Below are 16,521 nucleotides of genomic sequence, written 5' to 3'. Positions count from 1 at the left end.
ATGCCCATGCAACTGATCTGGCTGCGCAGCGACCTGCGCGTCAACGACAACACCGCCCTGAGCGCCGCCTGTGAACGCGGCCCTACCGTGGCCTTGTGGCTTGCCAGCCCAGGCCAGTGGCAGGCGCATGACGACGCTGCCTGCAAGGTCGACTTCTGGCTGCGTAACCTGCGCGACCTGCGCCAGTCACTGGAGGGCCTCAATATTCCGTTGCTGGTCCGCAGGATCGACACCTGGGAGCAGGCGGCCCAAACGCTGCTCGATGTGTGCCGCCAGCACAACATCGAAGCGGTGCACTGGAACGATGAGTACGGCATCAACGAAAACAGCCGCGACCAGGCGACCCGCGCGTTACTGGAAGCCTCCGGCGTTCAGGCTCACAGCTACCTCGATCAGCTGTTGTTCCGCCCCGGCACCGTGCTGACCCGCAGTGGTGATTACTTCCAGGTCTTCAGTCAGTTCAAGAAAGTCTGCCTGGAGCACCTGCACCGAAGCCTGCCGTCACAAGCACCTCGGGTAAAGCGCCAGGCCCCCGTGGGTATCGCCAGCGACCCCATTCCCCAGCACATCGATGGCTTCGACAAACCATCGCGCACCCTGAGCGAATACTGGCCTGCGGGCGAGGACGAGGCGCAAGCTCGACTGGCACGCTTCGTGGACGAAACCATCGAGGACTACCATCACCTGCGCGACCTGCCGGCAAAACCTGGCACCAGCCAACTGTCGGCCTACCTGGCGGCCGGAGTGGTCTCGCCCCGCCAGTGCCTGCACGCCGCACTGGCGAGCAACCGCGGCGAGTTCGACAGCGGTAGTACCGGCACCCAGACCTGGATCAACGAATTGCTCTGGCGCGAGTTCTACAAGCATATCCTGACCGGTTATCCACAGGTGTCACGCCACCGAGCATTCCGCACACACACCGAATCGCTGCCTTGGCGCGACGCCCCTGCCGACCTTGAGGCCTGGGAACAGGGACGCACCGGGTTCCCGATCATTGACGCGGCCATGCGCCAGTTGCTGCACACCGGATGGATGCACAATCGCCTGCGCATGATCGTCGCCATGTTCCTCAGCAAGAACCTGCTGATCGACTGGCGCCTGGGCGAACGGCACTTCATGCGCCACCTGATCGACGGTGATCTGGCCGCTAACAATGGCGGCTGGCAGTGGAGCGCCTCCACAGGCACAGACGCGGTGCCCTACTTCCGTATTTTCAACCCTGTTTCGCAGTCGCAACGCTTCGACCCACAGGGGCACTTCATTCGCCACTGGGTACCCGAGTTGCGCGGGCTGGATGAAAAAAGTATCCATCTGCCTACGCAAAAAAAGGATCTTTTCGCCGAAAATTCGTACCATCGTCCTATAGTTGACCTCAGTAGTAGCCGCCAGCGTGCACTGGAGGCCTTCAAGGGGTTATCGCGCAGGTAGGGTGAGGGGTCCGCGTATTGAATCATCCGCGAATTTTCTGGGTTACGGGAGCAGGTAGTGGTCTGGGTTTGGCCTTGGTGGAGCAATTGCTCGGGCTAGGGCACCGGGTAGCGACAAGCGGGAAGGATTGCCAGGCGCTCGATACCTTGGCAGCGCACCACGGTAGCCGCCTGTTGCGCCTGCCATGGCAGTTGCATGACGAAGACCAGGCGGCCAGCGCCTGCCTTGAGCTTTGTCATGCCTGGGGCGCGCTGGACAGCCTGATCATCAATGCAGGGGCCACCGATTATCTGCCGAATGCGGTATCGGCCACAGACGTGTTCGAGACGATCGTAAGCAGTAACCAGCTGGCGGCCGAACACTGCCTGGGCCAGGCTGTACCGTTGCTGTTGAAAGGCGAAAAGCCGCAGGTAATGGCAATCTTCAACCGTTATTCGGCCTTGCAGTTGTATGCGCCCACGCGCGTCACAGCAGGCTGGAACAACACACCGCAGTGGTTTCGCGAGGCGCGTCAGTCGCTGAAAAATCAGGGCATTGACCTGACGGTGGTGGCGCCACATTCGTTGAAGACACCGGTCACCTCAGCTACGGCCTTTCCTGAAGACTGGACGCCGCAGAGCGCCGCGCAGGAGCTGCTGCAACGCTTGCCACTGCGCGAGCCGGAGCTTGTGCTGGAGGTCACGAACCTGAGTAGCTTGTGGCCATTGTCACGCTAAGTGATGAGGAGGCATTGCCACCCGCTTCGCGGCCCCGCGAAGTGGGTGGCAATGGCAAACTCAGAGTGCCATGCGGTAATGCAGGCTGTAGCTCTCGACCCCATCGTTGGGCTGCTTGATGCCGGCGTTGGAATAGTGGATTGCCCGCACGCCAATCTCATGGCCACCTGCAAAGCGCAGCCCGAAACCGATTCGGTCTTCGAACTGGAACGACGAACCCAATTCGTTGCTTTCAAGCTCAGTGCTGGCAAATGCAGCCACGCCGATGCCCGCCTCGATGTAGGGCTTCACTGACTCACCAGCGAACTCATAGACGAATACCGGTGCGAAAGACAGGCTGTGGTTGCTCGCCGTCTCGTCGCCGTCCCAATAGGTGTAAGCCCCATCCCAATAACCGGTCAGCCGACCGACGCTCGTCTGCCACCAGCTGGCATCCCAGTTGGACTGAAGGCCCAGGCGGTAAACCTGGGTGGAGTCACCCGTCTGCCCTACCGATAACGAAACATCGGCAGCTTGCACTACCGCGATCTGTCCCAAAGTGACGGCGGCAGCCGCCGCCAAGCCAAGCAGTTTCCTCATGAGAAACATCCTTCTTTCCAATGCTGTTGTAAGTGTTCGCCTCATGGCAGGCAAAAAATAGAAATCAGGAGTGGGACGATAGTTCAGCTGTTTTTCACGTTTTTTTTACAACTGAAAACTTTGCACACTGCCCGACTTGTTCCACAGCACAGGGAGGATGTTTTCCAAAGATCGCGGATCGGCACTGGTCCAGAATGCAGCTTCGCGTGCCGGCCCCTCGGCCAGTAGTTCGCGCGCGGCCAGTAACCGTTGCAGTTGGCGCGCCACCGCCGCACCGGTATCGATGATAGCGACGTCGGCGGGCACCATCCCGGCCAGCAACGGGCGCAGGAACGGGTAATGGGTACACCCGAGAATCAGCGTATCGCAACCTGCCGCAAGCAAGGGCTGCAAGTAACCAAGCAACAGCTGGCGCAATTGCAGGCTGCCAAGGTCACCCGTCTCGATCAGCTCGACCAGCCCAGGGCAAGGCTGGGTGACCACGCGCACATCGTTGGCGAAGCGGTCGAGCAAGGCGGCGAACTTGGCGCTCTGCAAGGTGCCGGTAGTGGCCAGCACACCGACCACGCCGGAACGGGTGGCAGCAGCGGCAGGCTTCACCGCCGGCTCCATCCCTACCAGCGGCCAGTCGGGATACAGCTCACGCAGGTCGGCAACCGCTGCCACGGTAGCGGTGTTACAGGCCAGCACCATCGCCTTGGCGCCCTGCGCCTGGAAGAACTCGGCAATGCGCCGGCAGCGCTGGCGGATGTAGTCGGGGGTTTTCTCGCCATACGGCACATGCCCGCAATCGGCCACATAGAGCAGCGACTCGCTGGGCAGCAAGCGCTGGATCTCGGCCAGGACCGACAAACCGCCGACCCCGGAGTCCATCACGCCGACCGGTGCCGAGGGCTCAGCCATCGCGTTTGCCACATACCGCACAAGCCGGGTCACGCTTGACCCGCAGTTCACGCAGGCGCGTGCCCAGTGCGTCGATCAGCAGCAAGCGGCCCACCAGCGGCTCGCCAAAACAAGCCAGCAGTTTCATGGCTTCCAGCGCCTGCAGGCTGCCGACCAACCCAACCAGCGGGCCAATCACTCCGGCTTCGCTGCAGGTCAGCTCGTCTTCGCTGCCATGGCCATACAGGCAATGGTAGCAAGGGCTGTAATCGCGCCGAGGGTCGAACACCGACAGCTGCCCTTCGAGGCGGATGGCTGCACCACTGACCAGCGGCTTGCCGTGGGCGAAGCAAGCTGCGTTGACCGCCTCCCGGGTACCAAAGTTGTCGGAACAGTCCAGCACCAGGTCGACGGCCGCCACTGCAGCGGCCAGGGAGTCTTCATCCAGCGCCTGACGATGGGCGACCAAGGTAATTTCAGGATTGATGGCCTCAAGCCGTTGCAGCGCCGAGTCCACCTTGCTCATGCCAACGCTGCCACTGTCATGGATGACCTGGCGCTGCAGGTTGGTCAGGTCGACGGTATCGAAATCAGCCAGGTGCAGCTCACCTACACCCGCTGCTGCCAGGTAAAGCGCCACCGGTGAGCCCAGACCACCCAGCCCGATGATCAGCGCCTTGCTCTGCTTGAGGCGCAACTGGCCTTCGATGTCCACCTGTGCCAACAAAATCTGCCGGCTGTAACGCAACAATTCCTGATCGGTCAGCATGGCAAGCGCCCCAGGGAAATACGTTCATGACCGCCCAGGTCCTTGCGGCTGGCCACCTCGATGAAGCCTTGCCCGGTCAGCAGCGCGCGCACGGCAGGTGCCTGGTCGTAGCCGTGTTCGAGCAGCAGCCAGCCACCGGGCAGCAGATGCGCCGGCGCCTGGCCAACGATCAGCCGCAGGTCGTCCAGGCCATCGGCCCCGGCCACCAGTGCACTGCTGGGTTCGAAGCGCACATCACCGGCAGCCAGGTGCGGGTCTTCGGCAGCGATGTACGGCGGGTTGCTGAGGATCAGGTCGAAACGTTCAGCGTCCAAGGCACTGAACCAGTGGCTGGTGAGCACCTTGACGTTGCCCAGGCCCAAGCGCTGACGATTACGCTCAGCGAGCGCTACCGCTTCCTCGACCCGGTCCAGCGCCGTGACCTGCCAGGCCGGGCATTCGCTGGCCAAGGCCAGCGCTATCGCGCCGGTTCCGGTGCCCAGGTCGAGCACCTTGGCGGGCGTTGCAGGCTGCAACTCAAGCGCCGTCTCGACCAGAAGCTCGGTATCAGGGCGTGGGATCAACGTGTGGGGTGCCACTTCCAGGTCGAGTTTCCAGAAGCCCTGTTGGCCCAGAATGTAGGCAACCGGCTCACCGCCGCGGCGCCGATGCAGGTAGCCCGCGTAGGTCTGCGCATCCTCGCTGCTGACGATGCGTTCAGGCCATGTGTGCAGGTAGCTGCGCGACTTGCCGATGGCTGCCGCCAGCAGCAGTTCGGCGTCCAGGCGTGCGGTGGGCGAATCCGGCAGTTGCGCGTTGCGCAGCAGGCTGGCAATGATGGTCATCAGTCCCCCAATGCCGCCAGCTGATCAGCCTGGTATTCGGCCAGCAACGGTTCGATCACCGCGTCAACGCCCCCGGCAAGGATATCGTCGAGGGAATACAGGGTCAGGTTGATACGGTGATCGGTCACCCGCCCCTGTGGATAATTGTAGGTACGGATGCGCTCTGAGCGGTCGCCCGAACCTACCAGCAGTTTACGCTCGCTGGCGATGGCATTCTGCGCGGCGCTGGTCTGCATGTCATTGAGCTTGGCCGACAGCCAGGACATGGCTCGGGCCCGGTTCTTGTGCTGCGAACGCTCCTCCTGGCACTCCACCACGATGCCGGTAGGCAAGTGCGTGATGCGGATGGCCGAGTCGGTCTTGTTGACGTGCTGGCCGCCGGCGCCGGATGCTCGGTAGGTGTCCACGCGCAAATCAGCCGGGTTGATCTCGATTGCCACCTGTTCATCCGGCTCGGGCAGTACCGCGACGGTGCACGCCGAGGTGTGGATACGGCCCTGCGATTCGGTTTCAGGCACCCGCTGCACGCGGTGCGCGCCAGACTCGAACTTGAGCTTGCCGTAAACGCTGTCGCCTTCGACGCGGGCGATGATCTCTTTATAGCCGCCGTGCTCGCCCTCGTTCTCGGAAAGAATCTCGAGGCGCCAGCCACGCCGTTCGGCATAGCGCGAATACATGCGGAACAGATCGCCCGAGAAGATGGCCGCCTCGTCGCCACCGGTGCCGGCGCGAATTTCGAGGAACACGTTGCGCCCGTCATTGGGGTCTTTGGGCAACAGCATGCGTTGCAGCTGCGACTCCAGCACCACCAGCTGCTCCTTGGCTTCGCGCACTTCCTCCACGGCCATTTCGCGCATATCGGGGTCGGCGTCCTTGAGCAGCGCCTGGGCGCCTTCGAGGTCGTCCTGCACCTTGCGCCACTCTTTATAGGCGCCGATCACCGGCTCCACTTCAGCGTATTCGCGAGAATAGGCGCGAAAGCGCGCCTGGTCGGAAATGACTTCGGCATCACCGAGCAAGGCGGTGAGTTCCTCGAAGCGGTCCTGGAGCGTGTCCAGTTTGTTCAGCAGCGACGCTTTCATTGCAAGGATTTGTCCGTCGAGCCCTCGTTGAGGGCAAAGAGTTCCTGGGCCATGGCCAGCGCATCGAGGCGGCCCTCGGCCGAGAGCTTTTTCAGCTGCACGCTGGGCGCATGCAGGAGTTTGTTGGTCAGCCCCCGGGCCAGTTGCGCCAGTACGTCCTCGGGGTTGCCACCGTTGGCCAGCAGACGCTGGGCCTTTTGCAGTTCTTCGTCGCGCAGGCGCTCGCTTTGCTGGCGATAGGCGCGCAACACGTCGACCGCGGCCAGTTCGCGCAGGCGCACCATGAAGTCTTCGGCGCCCACCGAGACCAGCTCTTCGGCCGCCTGGGCTGCGCCCTGGCGGCTCTTGAGGTTTTCCGCGACCACTTCGTGCAGGTCATCGACGGTATACAAGTACACGTCGTCGAGCTCCCCTACCTCCGGCTCGATGTCGCGCGGCACGGCGATGTCGACCATGAAGATCGGCTTGTGCCGGCGCTGCTTCAGCGCGCTTTCCACCGCGCCCTTGCCCAGGATGGGCAACTGGCTGGCGGTGGAGCTGATGACGATGTCGCTGTGCGCCAGCTCTTGTGGGATATCGGCCAGCAGCACGGCGTGAGCACCGAACTGCTCGGCCAGCAGGCTGGCCCGCTCCAGTGTACGGTTGGCCACGACGATACGGCGCACGCCCTGCTCATGCAGGTGGCGGGCAACCAGAGTGATGGTTTCACCGGCGCCGATCAGCAGCGCCTGGCTGCGGCCCAGGTCGCTGAAGATCTGCCGCGCCAGGCTTACCGCAGCAAACGCCACCGACACCGGGTTCTCGCCGATCGCGGTGTCGGTACGCACCTGCTTGGCGGCGCTGAAGGTGGCCTGGAACAGGCGCCCAAGCAGCGGGCCGACGGTGCCAGCCTCGCGCGCCACGGCATAGGCCGACTTCATCTGGCCGAGGATCTGCGGTTCGCCAAGCACCAGTGAGTCGAGGCCCGAGGCCACGCGCATCATGTGCCTGACGGCATCATGCTCTTCATGGATATAGGCGCTGGCCCGCAGTTCATCCAGGCTCAGGCGGTGATAATCGGCCAGCCACTGCAGGACCGCCTCGGCGGACAGCTGATCCTGCTCTATATAGAGCTCGCTGCGGTTGCAGGTAGACAGGATCGCCGCTTCACGGCTGGCGGTCAGTCGGCAGAGCTGCTGCAGGGCGTCGACCAGCTGCTCTGGGGTAAACGCCACGCGCTCGCGTACGTCTACCGAGGCAGTCTTATGGTTGATACCAAGTGCAAGAAAGGCCATGCAAGGTCGCTGGTTGTGACGAGAAGCCGATAATTGTCCTCTTTCGCAGGTTTTAGAACAACCACCGTTCGCTATTGTCCCTATATACCAAGAGCATCACTGTAAACCGCGACCTTCGCGTGTGGGTTTGCCCCCGCGCTTGTGTCATCATGCTCCGACCGCCGGTAAGTCCTTCTAAGCCTCTTTATATGAACAGACCCTACGCACTGCTGCTTGCCTTCGCCCTGCTCCAGGGCTGCCAGAGCCTGGCCCCGCAAAAGGCCGAGCCTCCCGTTGCCGAAGCCGGCAAGGCCGAGCCCGTGGTGTATGGGTCGTTCAAGCAGGACACGCTCTACAGCCTGCTGGTGGCCGAGCTGGCCGGCCAGCGCAACCGGTTTGATATCGCCCTGGCCAACTACACCGACCAGGCCGAGAAAACCCAGGACCCGGGCGTGTCCGAGCGTGCCTACCGCATCGCCGAGTACCTCGGCGCCGACGAGCCGGCCCTGGATAGCGCTTTGATCTGGGCCCGCAACGACCCGCAGAACCTCGACGCCCAGCGCGCCGCGGCCATCCAGCTGGCCCGCGCAGGCCGCTATGACGACTCCATGACCTATATGGAGAAGGTGCTGCAGGGCCAGGGCGACACGCACTTCGACTTCCTCGCCCTGTCGGCCGCAGAGACCGACCAGAGCACCCGCGACGGTCTGATGCAGAGTTTCGACCGCCTGCTGGTCAAGTACCCCGACAACAGCCAGCTGGTGTTCGGCAAGGCCCTGCTGCTGAACCAGGACGGCAAGGCCGAAGAAGCCCTCGAACTGCTTGAATCACACCCGGCACAAAATGGCGAGATAGCCCCGACCCTGCTTCGTGCCCGCCTGCTCCAGGCCCTGGACCGCGGCCCGGAAGCCCTGCCGCTGCTGCGCGGGGCGATCCGAGACAACCCGGACGACAAGCGCCTGCGCCTGACCTATGCGCGCACCCTGGTCGAACAGGACCGCATTGCCGACGCCAAGGCCGAGTTCATCAGCCTGGTCCAGCAATACCCCGACGACGACGAGCTACGTTACTCGCTGGCGCTGGTATGCCTGGAGAACAAGGACTGGGACGAAGCCGAGAGCTACCTGCGTGAGCTGATCGAGCGCGACAGCAACGTCGACGCCGCCCACCTGAACCTGGGCCGCATCGCCGAAGAACGCCACGACCCGGCCGGCGCCCTGCGCGAATACGCACTGGTCGGCCCGGGCCCCGACTACCTGCCTGCACAATTGCGTCAGTCCGACATCCTCATCGCCAATGGTCGCGGCACCGAAGCGTCACGCCAGCTCGCCGAGGCGCGCGAGGCGCAGCCGGAGCTCGCCATCCAGCTTTACCTGATCGAGTCGGAAAGCTACAGCAACAACAACAAGGACGCCCAGGCCAACCAGGTGCTGCAGCAGGCCATTCAGCGCTACCCGGACGACCTCAACCTGCTTTACACCCGCGCCATGCTGGCCGAAAAGCGTGACGACCTGCCGCAGATGGAAAAAGACCTGCGCGCCATCATCGCCCGCGAACCGGAAAACGCCATGGCGCTGAACGCCCTGGGCTATACCTTGGCTGACCGCACGACCCGTTACGCTGAAGCCAAGGCCCTGATCGAAAAGGCCTATCAGCTGACCCCGGACGACCCGGCAATCCTCGACAGCATGGGCTGGGTCGCCTATCGCCTGGGCAACCTCGAAGAGGCCGAGCGTTACCTGCGCCAGGCCCTGGAGCGCTTCCCCGACCATGAAGTGGCTGCTCACCTGGGCGAGGTTCTGTGGGCCAACGGCAAGCGCCGTGAAGCTCGCCAGGTCTGGGCCAAGGCCTTCGAGGCCCAGCCCGACAGCCCTATCCTGCGCAAGACCGTCTTGCGCCTGACCGGATCCGAGACCCTTTAACGCCATGTTTTTGCGCCATTGCATCACCTTTACCCTGATCGCCCTGCTGGCCGGCTGTGCCGGCTTCGGTAGCCGGGAGGCCCTGCAGGGCCACGGCGACCCACAGCAGTGGCGCGCCCATAAAGAGCAACTGAGTAGCCTTGACGGCTGGCAGATCAACGGCAAGGTCGGCATCCGCGCCCCGCGCGACTCCGGCAGTGGCACGCTGTTCTGGTTGCAGCGCCAGGACTATTACGACATCCGCCTGGCCGGCCCGCTGGGCCGAGGCGCAGCACGCCTGACCGGCCGCCCCGGCGGCGTGGTACTGGAAGTGGCCAATCAGGGCCGCTACGAAGCCGCCAGCCCCGAAGCGTTGCTGGAAGAACAGCTGGGCTGGCAATTGCCGGTGTCGCACCTGGTCTGGTGGGTGCGTGGCCTGCCCGCCCCCGACAGCAAGAGCAAGCTGACCCTCGATGGCGACAGCCGCTTGGCCAGCCTGGACCAGGACGGCTGGCAGGTGCAGTACCTGAGCTACACCGAACAGAACGGTTACTGGCTGCCCGAGCGCCTGAAGCTGCACGGCAAGGACCTCGACGTGACCCTGGTGGTCAAGGACTGGCAGCCACGCCAGCTGGGGCGCTGACCGATGCACAGGCTCACCCTGCCCGCCCCGGCCAAGCTCAACCTGTGGCTGCACATCATCGGCCGCCGCCCGGACGGTTACCACGAACTGGAAACCGTCTTCCAGTTCCTCGATCACGGCGACGAGCTGACTTTCGCCCTGCGTGAAGACGGCGCGATCCGCCTGCACACCGAGATCGAAGCGGTGCCCCACGACAGCAACCTGATCGTGCGCGCCGCGCGCAAGCTGCAGGAACAGTCCGGCACCGGCCTTGGCGCCGATATATGGCTGACCAAGGTGCTGCCCATGGGCGGCGGCATCGGTGGCGGAAGCTCGGATGCAGCGACCACACTGCTGGCGCTGGCGCACTTGTGGCAACTGGATTGGGACGAGGATCGCCTGGCTGCCCTGGGCCTGACACTGGGTGCCGACGTGCCGGTGTTCGTGCGTGGCCATGCAGCATTCGCCCAAGGAGTGGGTGAGCAACTGACGCCGGTCGACCCGGCCGAACCCTGGTACGTCGTGCTGGTGCCGCAAGTGTCTGTCAGCACAGTAGAAATTTTTTCACATCCACAGTTGACACGTGATTCCCTCCCCCTTAAGATGCGCCCCGTTCCCGAGGGAAACAGTCGAAATGACTGCCAACCGGTGGTAGAGCAGAGTTACCCGGAAGTTCGCAACGCGTTGAATTCACTGGGTAAATTCACTGAAGCTCGATTAACCGGCACTGGAAGTTGTGTGTTTGGGGCCTTCCCAAGCAAAGCCGAAGCTGATAAAGTTCTGGCCCTTCTTTCAGCGACCCAAACAGGGTTTGTGGCGAAAGGAAGCAATGTTTCGATGTTGCATCGCAAGCTGCAAAGTCTGGTCAAGAAGTCGAGTGCCTAGCGCTCGCAGCAACAGATACAGGGGCGTCGCCAAGCGGTAAGGCAGCAGGTTTTGATCCTGCCATGCGTTGGTTCGAATCCAGCCGCCCCTGCCATTTTCCTTATACTCATCCAGGTATACCCTCAGCCTCCAGGTACTGCGCGTGTCCAAGATGATGGTCTTTACGGGGAACGCTAACCCCGATCTGGCTCGGCGTGTCGTACGTCAGCTGCATATCCCTCTCGGTGACGTCTCTGTCGGTAAATTCTCCGACGGTGAGATCAGCACTGAGATCAATGAAAATGTCCGCGGTAAAGACGTCTTCATTATTCAGCCGACCTGTGCCCCGACCAACGATAACCTGATGGAACTGGTAGTGATGGCCGACGCCTTCCGCCGCTCCTCAGCATCCCGAATCACCGCCGTGATTCCTTACTTCGGATACGCCCGCCAGGACCGCCGTCCGCGTTCGGCACGTGTAGCCATCAGCGCCAAAGTCGTCGCTGACATGCTCACTGTCGTGGGTATCGACCGTGTTCTCACCGTCGACCTGCACGCTGACCAGATCCAGGGTTTCTTCGATATCCCGGTCGACAACATCTACGGTTCGCCCGTACTGGTCGACGATATCGAAGACCAGCGTTTCGAGAACCTGATGATCGTCTCCCCGGACATCGGTGGTGTCGTGCGCGCACGTGCCGTCGCCAAGTCCCTGGGTGTCGACCTGGGTATCATCGACAAACGCCGTGAAAAGGCCAACCACTCCGAAGTGATGCACATCATCGGCGACGTCGAAGGGCGCACTTGCATCCTGGTAGACGACATGGTCGATACCGCCGGCACCCTGTGCCATGCGGCCAAGGCACTGAAAGAACACGGCGCGGCCAAGGTTTATGCCTACTGCACGCACCCTGTCCTCTCGGGCCGTGCGATCGAGAACATCGAGAAGTCGGTACTGGACGAGCTGGTGGTGACCAACACCGTTCCGCTGTCCGCCGCTGCTCAAGCCTGTGACCGTATCCGTCAGCTGGATATCGCACCGGTAGTCGCTGAAGCGGTGCGCCGCATCAGCAATGAAGAATCGATCAGTGCGATGTTCCGCTAAGCGGAATACGTGTTGATATGAAGCGCCCCGCCCCAGCATGTGTTGGGGCGGGGCTTTTTTGCCATCCCCGTTGGCGCTGGTCGCAAACGCCCTCGGGGGGCTATTTTGGAGAAACAAAATGACTGATTTCACTCTGAACGCCCAAGTGCGTAGTGACCTGGGGAAAGGTGCGAGCCGCCGCCTGCGTCACTCGCTGAACATCCCGGCCGTTGTATACGGTGGCGATAAAGAAGCTCAATCCCTGACCATCGTGGCCAAGGAAATCGCCAAACTGTTCGAAAACGAAGCTGCCTTCAGCCACGTTATCGAGCTGAACGTCGACGGCGCCAAGCAGAACGTCGTAGTCAAGGCCATGCAGCGCCACCCGGCCAAAGGCTTCATCATGCACGCCGACTTCGTTCGCGTCGTTGCTGGCCAGAAGCTGACCGCTGTTGTTCCAGTGCACTTCATCAACGAAGAAGCCCCGGTCAAGAAAGGCGGCGAGATCTCGCACGTTGAATCGCAGATCGAAGTTTCCTGCGAAGCCAAAGACCTGCCTGAGTTCATCGAAGTCGACCTGGGCAACGCTGAAATCGGCACCATCATCCACCTGTCGGACCTGAAAGCTCCGAAAGGCGTAGAGTTCGTCGCTCTGGCCCACGGTGATGACAAAGCTGTTGCCAACGTTCACGCGCCACGCGTTGCTCCAGAAGCTGAAGAAGGCGCCGCTGAGTAATCCACTCGCGCGCCGGTGTTGATCGGGTTACAGTGCCGCGCACCGTAACCCACCAACTCCAAGGAAGAGCCCCTACGTGACCGCCATCCAGTTGATCGTCGGCCTGGGTAACCCCGGCCCCGAATACGAACAGACCCGGCATAACGCAGGGGCTCTTTTCGTTGAACGCATTGCCAGCGCCCAGCGCGTCTCCTTGACCGCTGACCGCAAGTATTTCGGCCTGACGGCTAAATTCAGCCATCAGGGCAACGACGTTCGTCTGCTCATCCCCACCACCTACATGAACCGTAGCGGCCAGTCCGTGGCGGCTTTGGCCAATTTCTTCCGCATCAAGCCGGAAGCGATCCTGGTGGCGCATGACGAACTCGACCTGCCTCCAGGCGTCGCCAAGCTCAAGCGCGGCGGTGGCCATGGTGGGCACAACGGCCTGCGCGATATCATCGCGCAGCTCGGCAACCAGAACGACTTCCACCGCCTGCGGCTTGGCATCGGCCACCCGGGTGACGCCAAACTGGTCTCCAACTTCGTCCTGGGCCGCGCGCCGCGCGCCGAGCAGGAGAAGCTCGACGCCAGCATCGATTTTGCCCTCGGCGTGCTGCCGGACGTGCTTGCCGGCGATTTCGCCAAGGCAATGCGCGAGCTGCACAGCCAGAAGGCCTGATTTCCTAGAGAGGGGAATACCCATGGGTTTCAATTGCGGCATCGTCGGCCTGCCCAACGTCGGCAAGTCCACCCTGTTCAACGCCCTGACCAAGTCTGGCATCGCGGCGGAGAACTTCCCTTTCTGCACCATCGAGCCGAACAGCGGCATCGTGCCGATGCCCGACGCGCGCCTGGCTGCGCTGGCGGAAATCGTCAAGCCTAATCGCATCCTGCCGACCACCATGGAGTTCGTCGACATCGCCGGCCTGGTGGCCGGTGCCTCCAAAGGTGAAGGCCTGGGCAACAAGTTCCTCGCCAACATCCGCGAGACCGACGCCATCGCCCACGTGGTGCGCTGCTTCGAAGACGAAAACGTGATCCACGTTTCCAACAGCGTCGACCCCAAGCGCGACATCGAGATCATCGACCTGGAGCTGATCTTCGCTGACCTGGACAGCTGCGAGAAGCAACTGCAGAAGGTCACCCGCAACGCCAAGGGCGGCGACAAGGAAGCCCTGGCGCAAAAGGCAATCCTGGAAAAGCTGATCCCGCACTTCACCGAAGGCAAGCCGGCACGCAGCCTGATGAAGAACATGGCCGACGACGAGAAAGCCGTCATCCGTGGCTTCCACCTGCTGACCAGCAAGCCGGTGATGTACATCGCCAACGTGGCTGAAGACGGCTTCGACAACAACCCGCACCTGGACGTGGTCAAGGCCATCGCCGAAGAAGAAGGCGCTGTCGTGGTGCCGGTGTGCAACAAGATCGAAGCCGAGATCGCCGAACTGGACGACGGTGAAGAGAAGGACATGTTCCTCGAGGCCCTGGGCCTGGAAGAGCCTGGCCTGAATCGCGTGATCCGCGCCGGTTACGAGCTGCTCAACCTGCAGACCTACTTCACTGCCGGCGTGCAGGAAGTGCGTGCCTGGACCGTCCGCATCGGCGCCACCGCGCCTCAGGCAGCGGGTGTGATCCACACCGACTTCGAAAAAGGCTTCATCCGCGCTGAAGTGGTGGCCTATGACGACTTCATCCAGTTCAAGGGTGAAGGCGGTGCCAAGGAAGCCGGTAAGTGGCGCCTGGAAGGCAAGGACTACATTGTCAAAGACGGCGATGTCATGCACTTCCGCTTCAACGTCTGAGTTGTAAGCACGGGCTTGATACAGGCCGAGTAAAAAACCCTTGAAGCCTCGCGGCTCAAGGGTTTTTTTTGGTGTTCACAGGGCTTTGCTGATACGCCTGGGCGAGTGTCTGGATTGCTGAGGCCTGCGCAGGACAATTCCCAAGCTATCTTGAATTGAAGCATTCGGTTTCAAGTTGGTAATTGGCTTACATCTGGGGGCTGCGCAGTGGCGCCCATTCGGGCCAGCCCACTAAAAGCACTTTCATGCGACCTCCGCCCAGGAGCCACCACCATGCATGAAACACCGCCCCGCCCCGGCTTCGACTGGCAACGCTGGCTCCCCGGGCTGGCCACGCTGATGCACTACCAGCTCGCCTGGCTGCCCAAGGACATCGCTGCCGGGCTGGTGCTCACCACCATGCTGGTGCCCGTGGGCATCGCCTATGCCGAAGCCTCCGGTGTACCCGGCATCTACGGTTTGTATGCGACCATCATTCCATTGCTGGCCTACGCCTTGTTCGGCCCCAGCCGAATCCTGGTGCTCGGCCCGGACTCGGCGCTGGCCGCGCCGATCCTCGCCGTGGTGGTGCAGTACGCCGCCAGCGACCCACAGCGAGCCATTGCCGTCGCCAGCCTGATGGCCCTGGTGGCCGGCGCCTTCTGCGTGATCGCCGGCCTGCTGCGCCTGGGCTTCATCACCGAGTTGTTGTCCAAGCCTATCCGCTATGGCTACATGAACGGCATCGCGCTCACCGTGCTGATCAGCCAGTTGCCCAAGCTGTTCGGCCTATCGATCGACAGCCAGGGGCCCCTGCGCGACCTGTGGTACTTGGCGAAGACCTTGATCGCCGGCCAGGGGCACTGGCCCAGCTTTGCAGTCGGCGGCGCCAGCCTGGCGTTGATCCTGCTGCTCAAGCCCTACAAGCGCCTACCGGGCATCCTCATCGCCGTGGTGCTCGCCACCCTGGCGGTAAGCCTGTTAGACCTCGACCAGATGGGTGTGAAAGTACTCGGTGAACTACCCCAGGGCTTGCCCAGCTTCGTCTTTCCCTGGGTGACCGACATCGACCTGGTCGAGGTACTGCTGGGCGGTATCGCCGTGGCGCTGGTGTCGTTCGCCGATACCAGCGTGCTGTCACGCACCTACGCGGCGCGCCTGAAAACACCGGTCAACCCGAACCAGGAAATGTTCGGCCTGGGCGTGGCCAACCTGGCCTCCGGGCTGTTCCAGGGCATCCCGATCAGCAGCAGCTCATCGCGTACTCCGGTGGCTGAGGCGGCCGGCTCAAAGACCCAGCTTACCGGCATCATCGGTGCGGTGGCTGTGACAATCCTGTTGTTGGTCGCGCCCAACCTCCTGCAACACCTGCCCAACAGCGCACTGGCCGCAGTGGTGATCGCGGCGGCACTGGGGCTGTTCGAGTTTGCCGACCTCAAGCGCATCTTTCGCATGCAGCAATGGGAGTTCTGGCTGTCGTTCACCTGCTTCGTGGGGGTTGCGGTGTTCGGCGCCATCCCCGGCATCTGCATTGCCGTGGCGATTTCGGTGATCGAGTTCCTGTGGGATGGCTGGCGACCGCATCATGCGGTGCTCGGGCGGGTGGACGGCACCCGCGGCTACCATGACGTGCAGCGTTATCCACAGGCTCGCAGGGTACCGGGGCTGGTACTGCTGCGCTGGGATGCGCCGCTGTTCTTCGCCAATGCCGAGCAGTTTCAGGCCACGGTGCTGGCGGCGGTGGATGAGTCGCCTACCCCCGTGCAGCGGTTGGTGATCGCAGCGGAACCGGTGACCAGCATCGATATCACTTCGGCGGACATGCTGGCCGAACTCGACCGGGCGCTGGAGGCCCGGGGAGTCGAGTTGCAGTTCGCCGAGATGAAGGACCCGGTGAAAGACAAGATGAAACGGTTCGAATTGTTCCAGCACATGGGAGAAACGGCGTTTCACCCCACTGTCGGTGCTGCGGTGGATGCTTATCTGCAGGACACCGGGGTGGACTGGAAGCCATGAGC

The 16,521-nt window shown here is 62.5% G+C and carries 16 protein-coding genes and 1 tRNA gene; 11 read left to right on the top strand and 6 right to left on the bottom strand.

From position 1 onward, the window contains the following. The first annotated feature begins 6 nt into the window (after nt 1-6). Nucleotides 7-1,428 carry a deoxyribodipyrimidine photo-lyase gene (gene phrB, locus NGJ21_RS17905; RefSeq protein WP_251962459.1) on the top strand — a complete coding sequence of 474 codons (1,422 nt, stop codon included), beginning with the start codon at nt 7-9 and terminating at the stop codon, nt 1,426-1,428. Nucleotides 1,429-1,445: 17 nt separating this feature from the next. Then, nucleotides 1,446-2,144: an SDR family oxidoreductase gene (locus NGJ21_RS17900; RefSeq protein WP_251962458.1), complete on the top strand. Its 699-nt coding sequence runs from the start codon at nt 1,446-1,448 to the stop codon at nt 2,142-2,144. A gap of 60 nt (nt 2,145-2,204) precedes the next feature. Here NGJ21_RS17900 and NGJ21_RS17895 read toward each other — a convergent pair whose 3' ends face one another. The 6 genes from NGJ21_RS17895 to hemA all read right to left on the bottom strand — a co-directional run bounded on the left by NGJ21_RS17895 (nt 2,205) and on the right by hemA (nt 7,554). Then, nucleotides 2,205-2,723 carry an acyloxyacyl hydrolase gene (locus NGJ21_RS17895; protein WP_012316258.1) on the bottom strand — a complete coding sequence of 173 codons (519 nt, stop codon included), beginning with the start codon at nt 2,721-2,723 and terminating at the stop codon, nt 2,205-2,207. 105 nt (nt 2,724-2,828) lie between these two features. Then, nucleotides 2,829-3,626 (bottom strand): glutamate racemase, encoded by a 798-nt coding sequence (gene murI / locus NGJ21_RS17890; protein ID WP_174141589.1) that lies wholly within the window; start codon nt 3,624-3,626, stop codon nt 2,829-2,831. After that, entirely contained in the window at nt 3,619-4,374 is a 756-nt protein-coding gene (locus NGJ21_RS17885; protein WP_012316260.1) for a molybdopterin-synthase adenylyltransferase MoeB, read from the bottom strand. Before NGJ21_RS17885 ends, murI begins: the two co-directional genes overlap by 8 nt. Continuing rightward, a complete protein-coding gene (gene prmC, locus NGJ21_RS17880) occupies nt 4,368-5,198 on the bottom strand; it encodes a peptide chain release factor N(5)-glutamine methyltransferase (RefSeq protein WP_174141590.1) in 831 nt (276 codons plus the stop codon). The genes NGJ21_RS17885 and prmC overlap by 7 nt, the downstream gene beginning before the upstream one ends. Continuing rightward, nucleotides 5,198-6,280 carry a peptide chain release factor 1 gene (gene prfA / locus NGJ21_RS17875; RefSeq protein WP_115273862.1) on the bottom strand — a complete coding sequence of 361 codons (1,083 nt, stop codon included), beginning with the start codon at nt 6,278-6,280 and terminating at the stop codon, nt 5,198-5,200. The genes prmC and prfA overlap by 1 nt, the downstream gene beginning before the upstream one ends. Next, nucleotides 6,277-7,554: a glutamyl-tRNA reductase gene (gene hemA, locus NGJ21_RS17870; RefSeq protein ID WP_012316263.1), complete on the bottom strand. Its 1,278-nt coding sequence runs from the start codon at nt 7,552-7,554 to the stop codon at nt 6,277-6,279. The genes prfA and hemA overlap by 4 nt, the downstream gene beginning before the upstream one ends. Before the next feature lie 188 nt (nt 7,555-7,742). Between hemA and NGJ21_RS17865 the strand changes: the two genes are divergently transcribed. The 9 genes from NGJ21_RS17865 to NGJ21_RS17825 all read left to right on the top strand — a co-directional run bounded on the left by NGJ21_RS17865 (nt 7,743) and on the right by NGJ21_RS17825 (nt 16,519). Then, complete coding sequence (locus NGJ21_RS17865; RefSeq protein WP_115273861.1) at nt 7,743-9,455, top strand: tetratricopeptide repeat protein; 1,713 nt, start codon at nt 7,743-7,745, stop codon at nt 9,453-9,455. Between the two features lie 4 nt (nt 9,456-9,459). Next, nucleotides 9,460-10,077, top strand: a complete 618-nt coding sequence (lolB, locus tag NGJ21_RS17860; protein WP_046784565.1) for a lipoprotein insertase outer membrane protein LolB — start codon at nt 9,460-9,462, stop codon at nt 10,075-10,077. A 3-nt stretch (nt 10,078-10,080) separates the two neighbouring features. Next, nucleotides 10,081-10,941 carry a 4-(cytidine 5'-diphospho)-2-C-methyl-D-erythritol kinase gene (gene ispE / locus NGJ21_RS17855; RefSeq protein ID WP_119687774.1) on the top strand — a complete coding sequence of 287 codons (861 nt, stop codon included), beginning with the start codon at nt 10,081-10,083 and terminating at the stop codon, nt 10,939-10,941. A 19-nt stretch (nt 10,942-10,960) separates the two neighbouring features. After that, a tRNA-Gln gene (locus tag NGJ21_RS17850) sits at nt 10,961-11,035 on the top strand. A gap of 48 nt (nt 11,036-11,083) precedes the next feature. Further along, on the top strand, nt 11,084-12,025 hold the full coding sequence (locus tag NGJ21_RS17845; protein WP_003247410.1) for a ribose-phosphate pyrophosphokinase: 942 nt from the start codon (nt 11,084-11,086) through the stop codon (nt 12,023-12,025). Between the two features lie 118 nt (nt 12,026-12,143). Continuing rightward, nucleotides 12,144-12,740 (top strand): 50S ribosomal protein L25/general stress protein Ctc, encoded by a 597-nt coding sequence (locus tag NGJ21_RS17840; RefSeq protein WP_012316267.1) that lies wholly within the window; start codon nt 12,144-12,146, stop codon nt 12,738-12,740. A 76-nt stretch (nt 12,741-12,816) separates the two neighbouring features. Further along, a complete protein-coding gene (pth, locus tag NGJ21_RS17835) occupies nt 12,817-13,401 on the top strand; it encodes an aminoacyl-tRNA hydrolase (RefSeq protein ID WP_008099045.1) in 585 nt (194 codons plus the stop codon). Nucleotides 13,402-13,423: 22 nt separating this feature from the next. After that, complete coding sequence (gene ychF, locus NGJ21_RS17830; RefSeq protein WP_046784567.1) at nt 13,424-14,524, top strand: redox-regulated ATPase YchF; 1,101 nt, start codon at nt 13,424-13,426, stop codon at nt 14,522-14,524. Between the two features lie 273 nt (nt 14,525-14,797). After that, the gene (locus tag NGJ21_RS17825; RefSeq protein WP_119687775.1) at nt 14,798-16,519 is read left to right on the top strand and encodes a SulP family inorganic anion transporter; all 1,722 of its coding nucleotides are present in this window, start codon (nt 14,798-14,800) and stop codon (nt 16,517-16,519) included. Nucleotides 16,520-16,521: the final 2 nt, after the last annotated feature.

The sequence above is a fragment of the Pseudomonas sp. Marseille-Q5299 genome (assembly GCF_943737035.1).
In the GTDB taxonomy this organism is placed as follows: Bacteria; Pseudomonadota; Gammaproteobacteria; order Pseudomonadales; family Pseudomonadaceae; genus Aquipseudomonas; species Aquipseudomonas putida_E.
The sequence above is the reverse complement of the archived record's forward strand: the minus strand, read 5'-3'. Positions and strand labels throughout refer to the sequence as shown.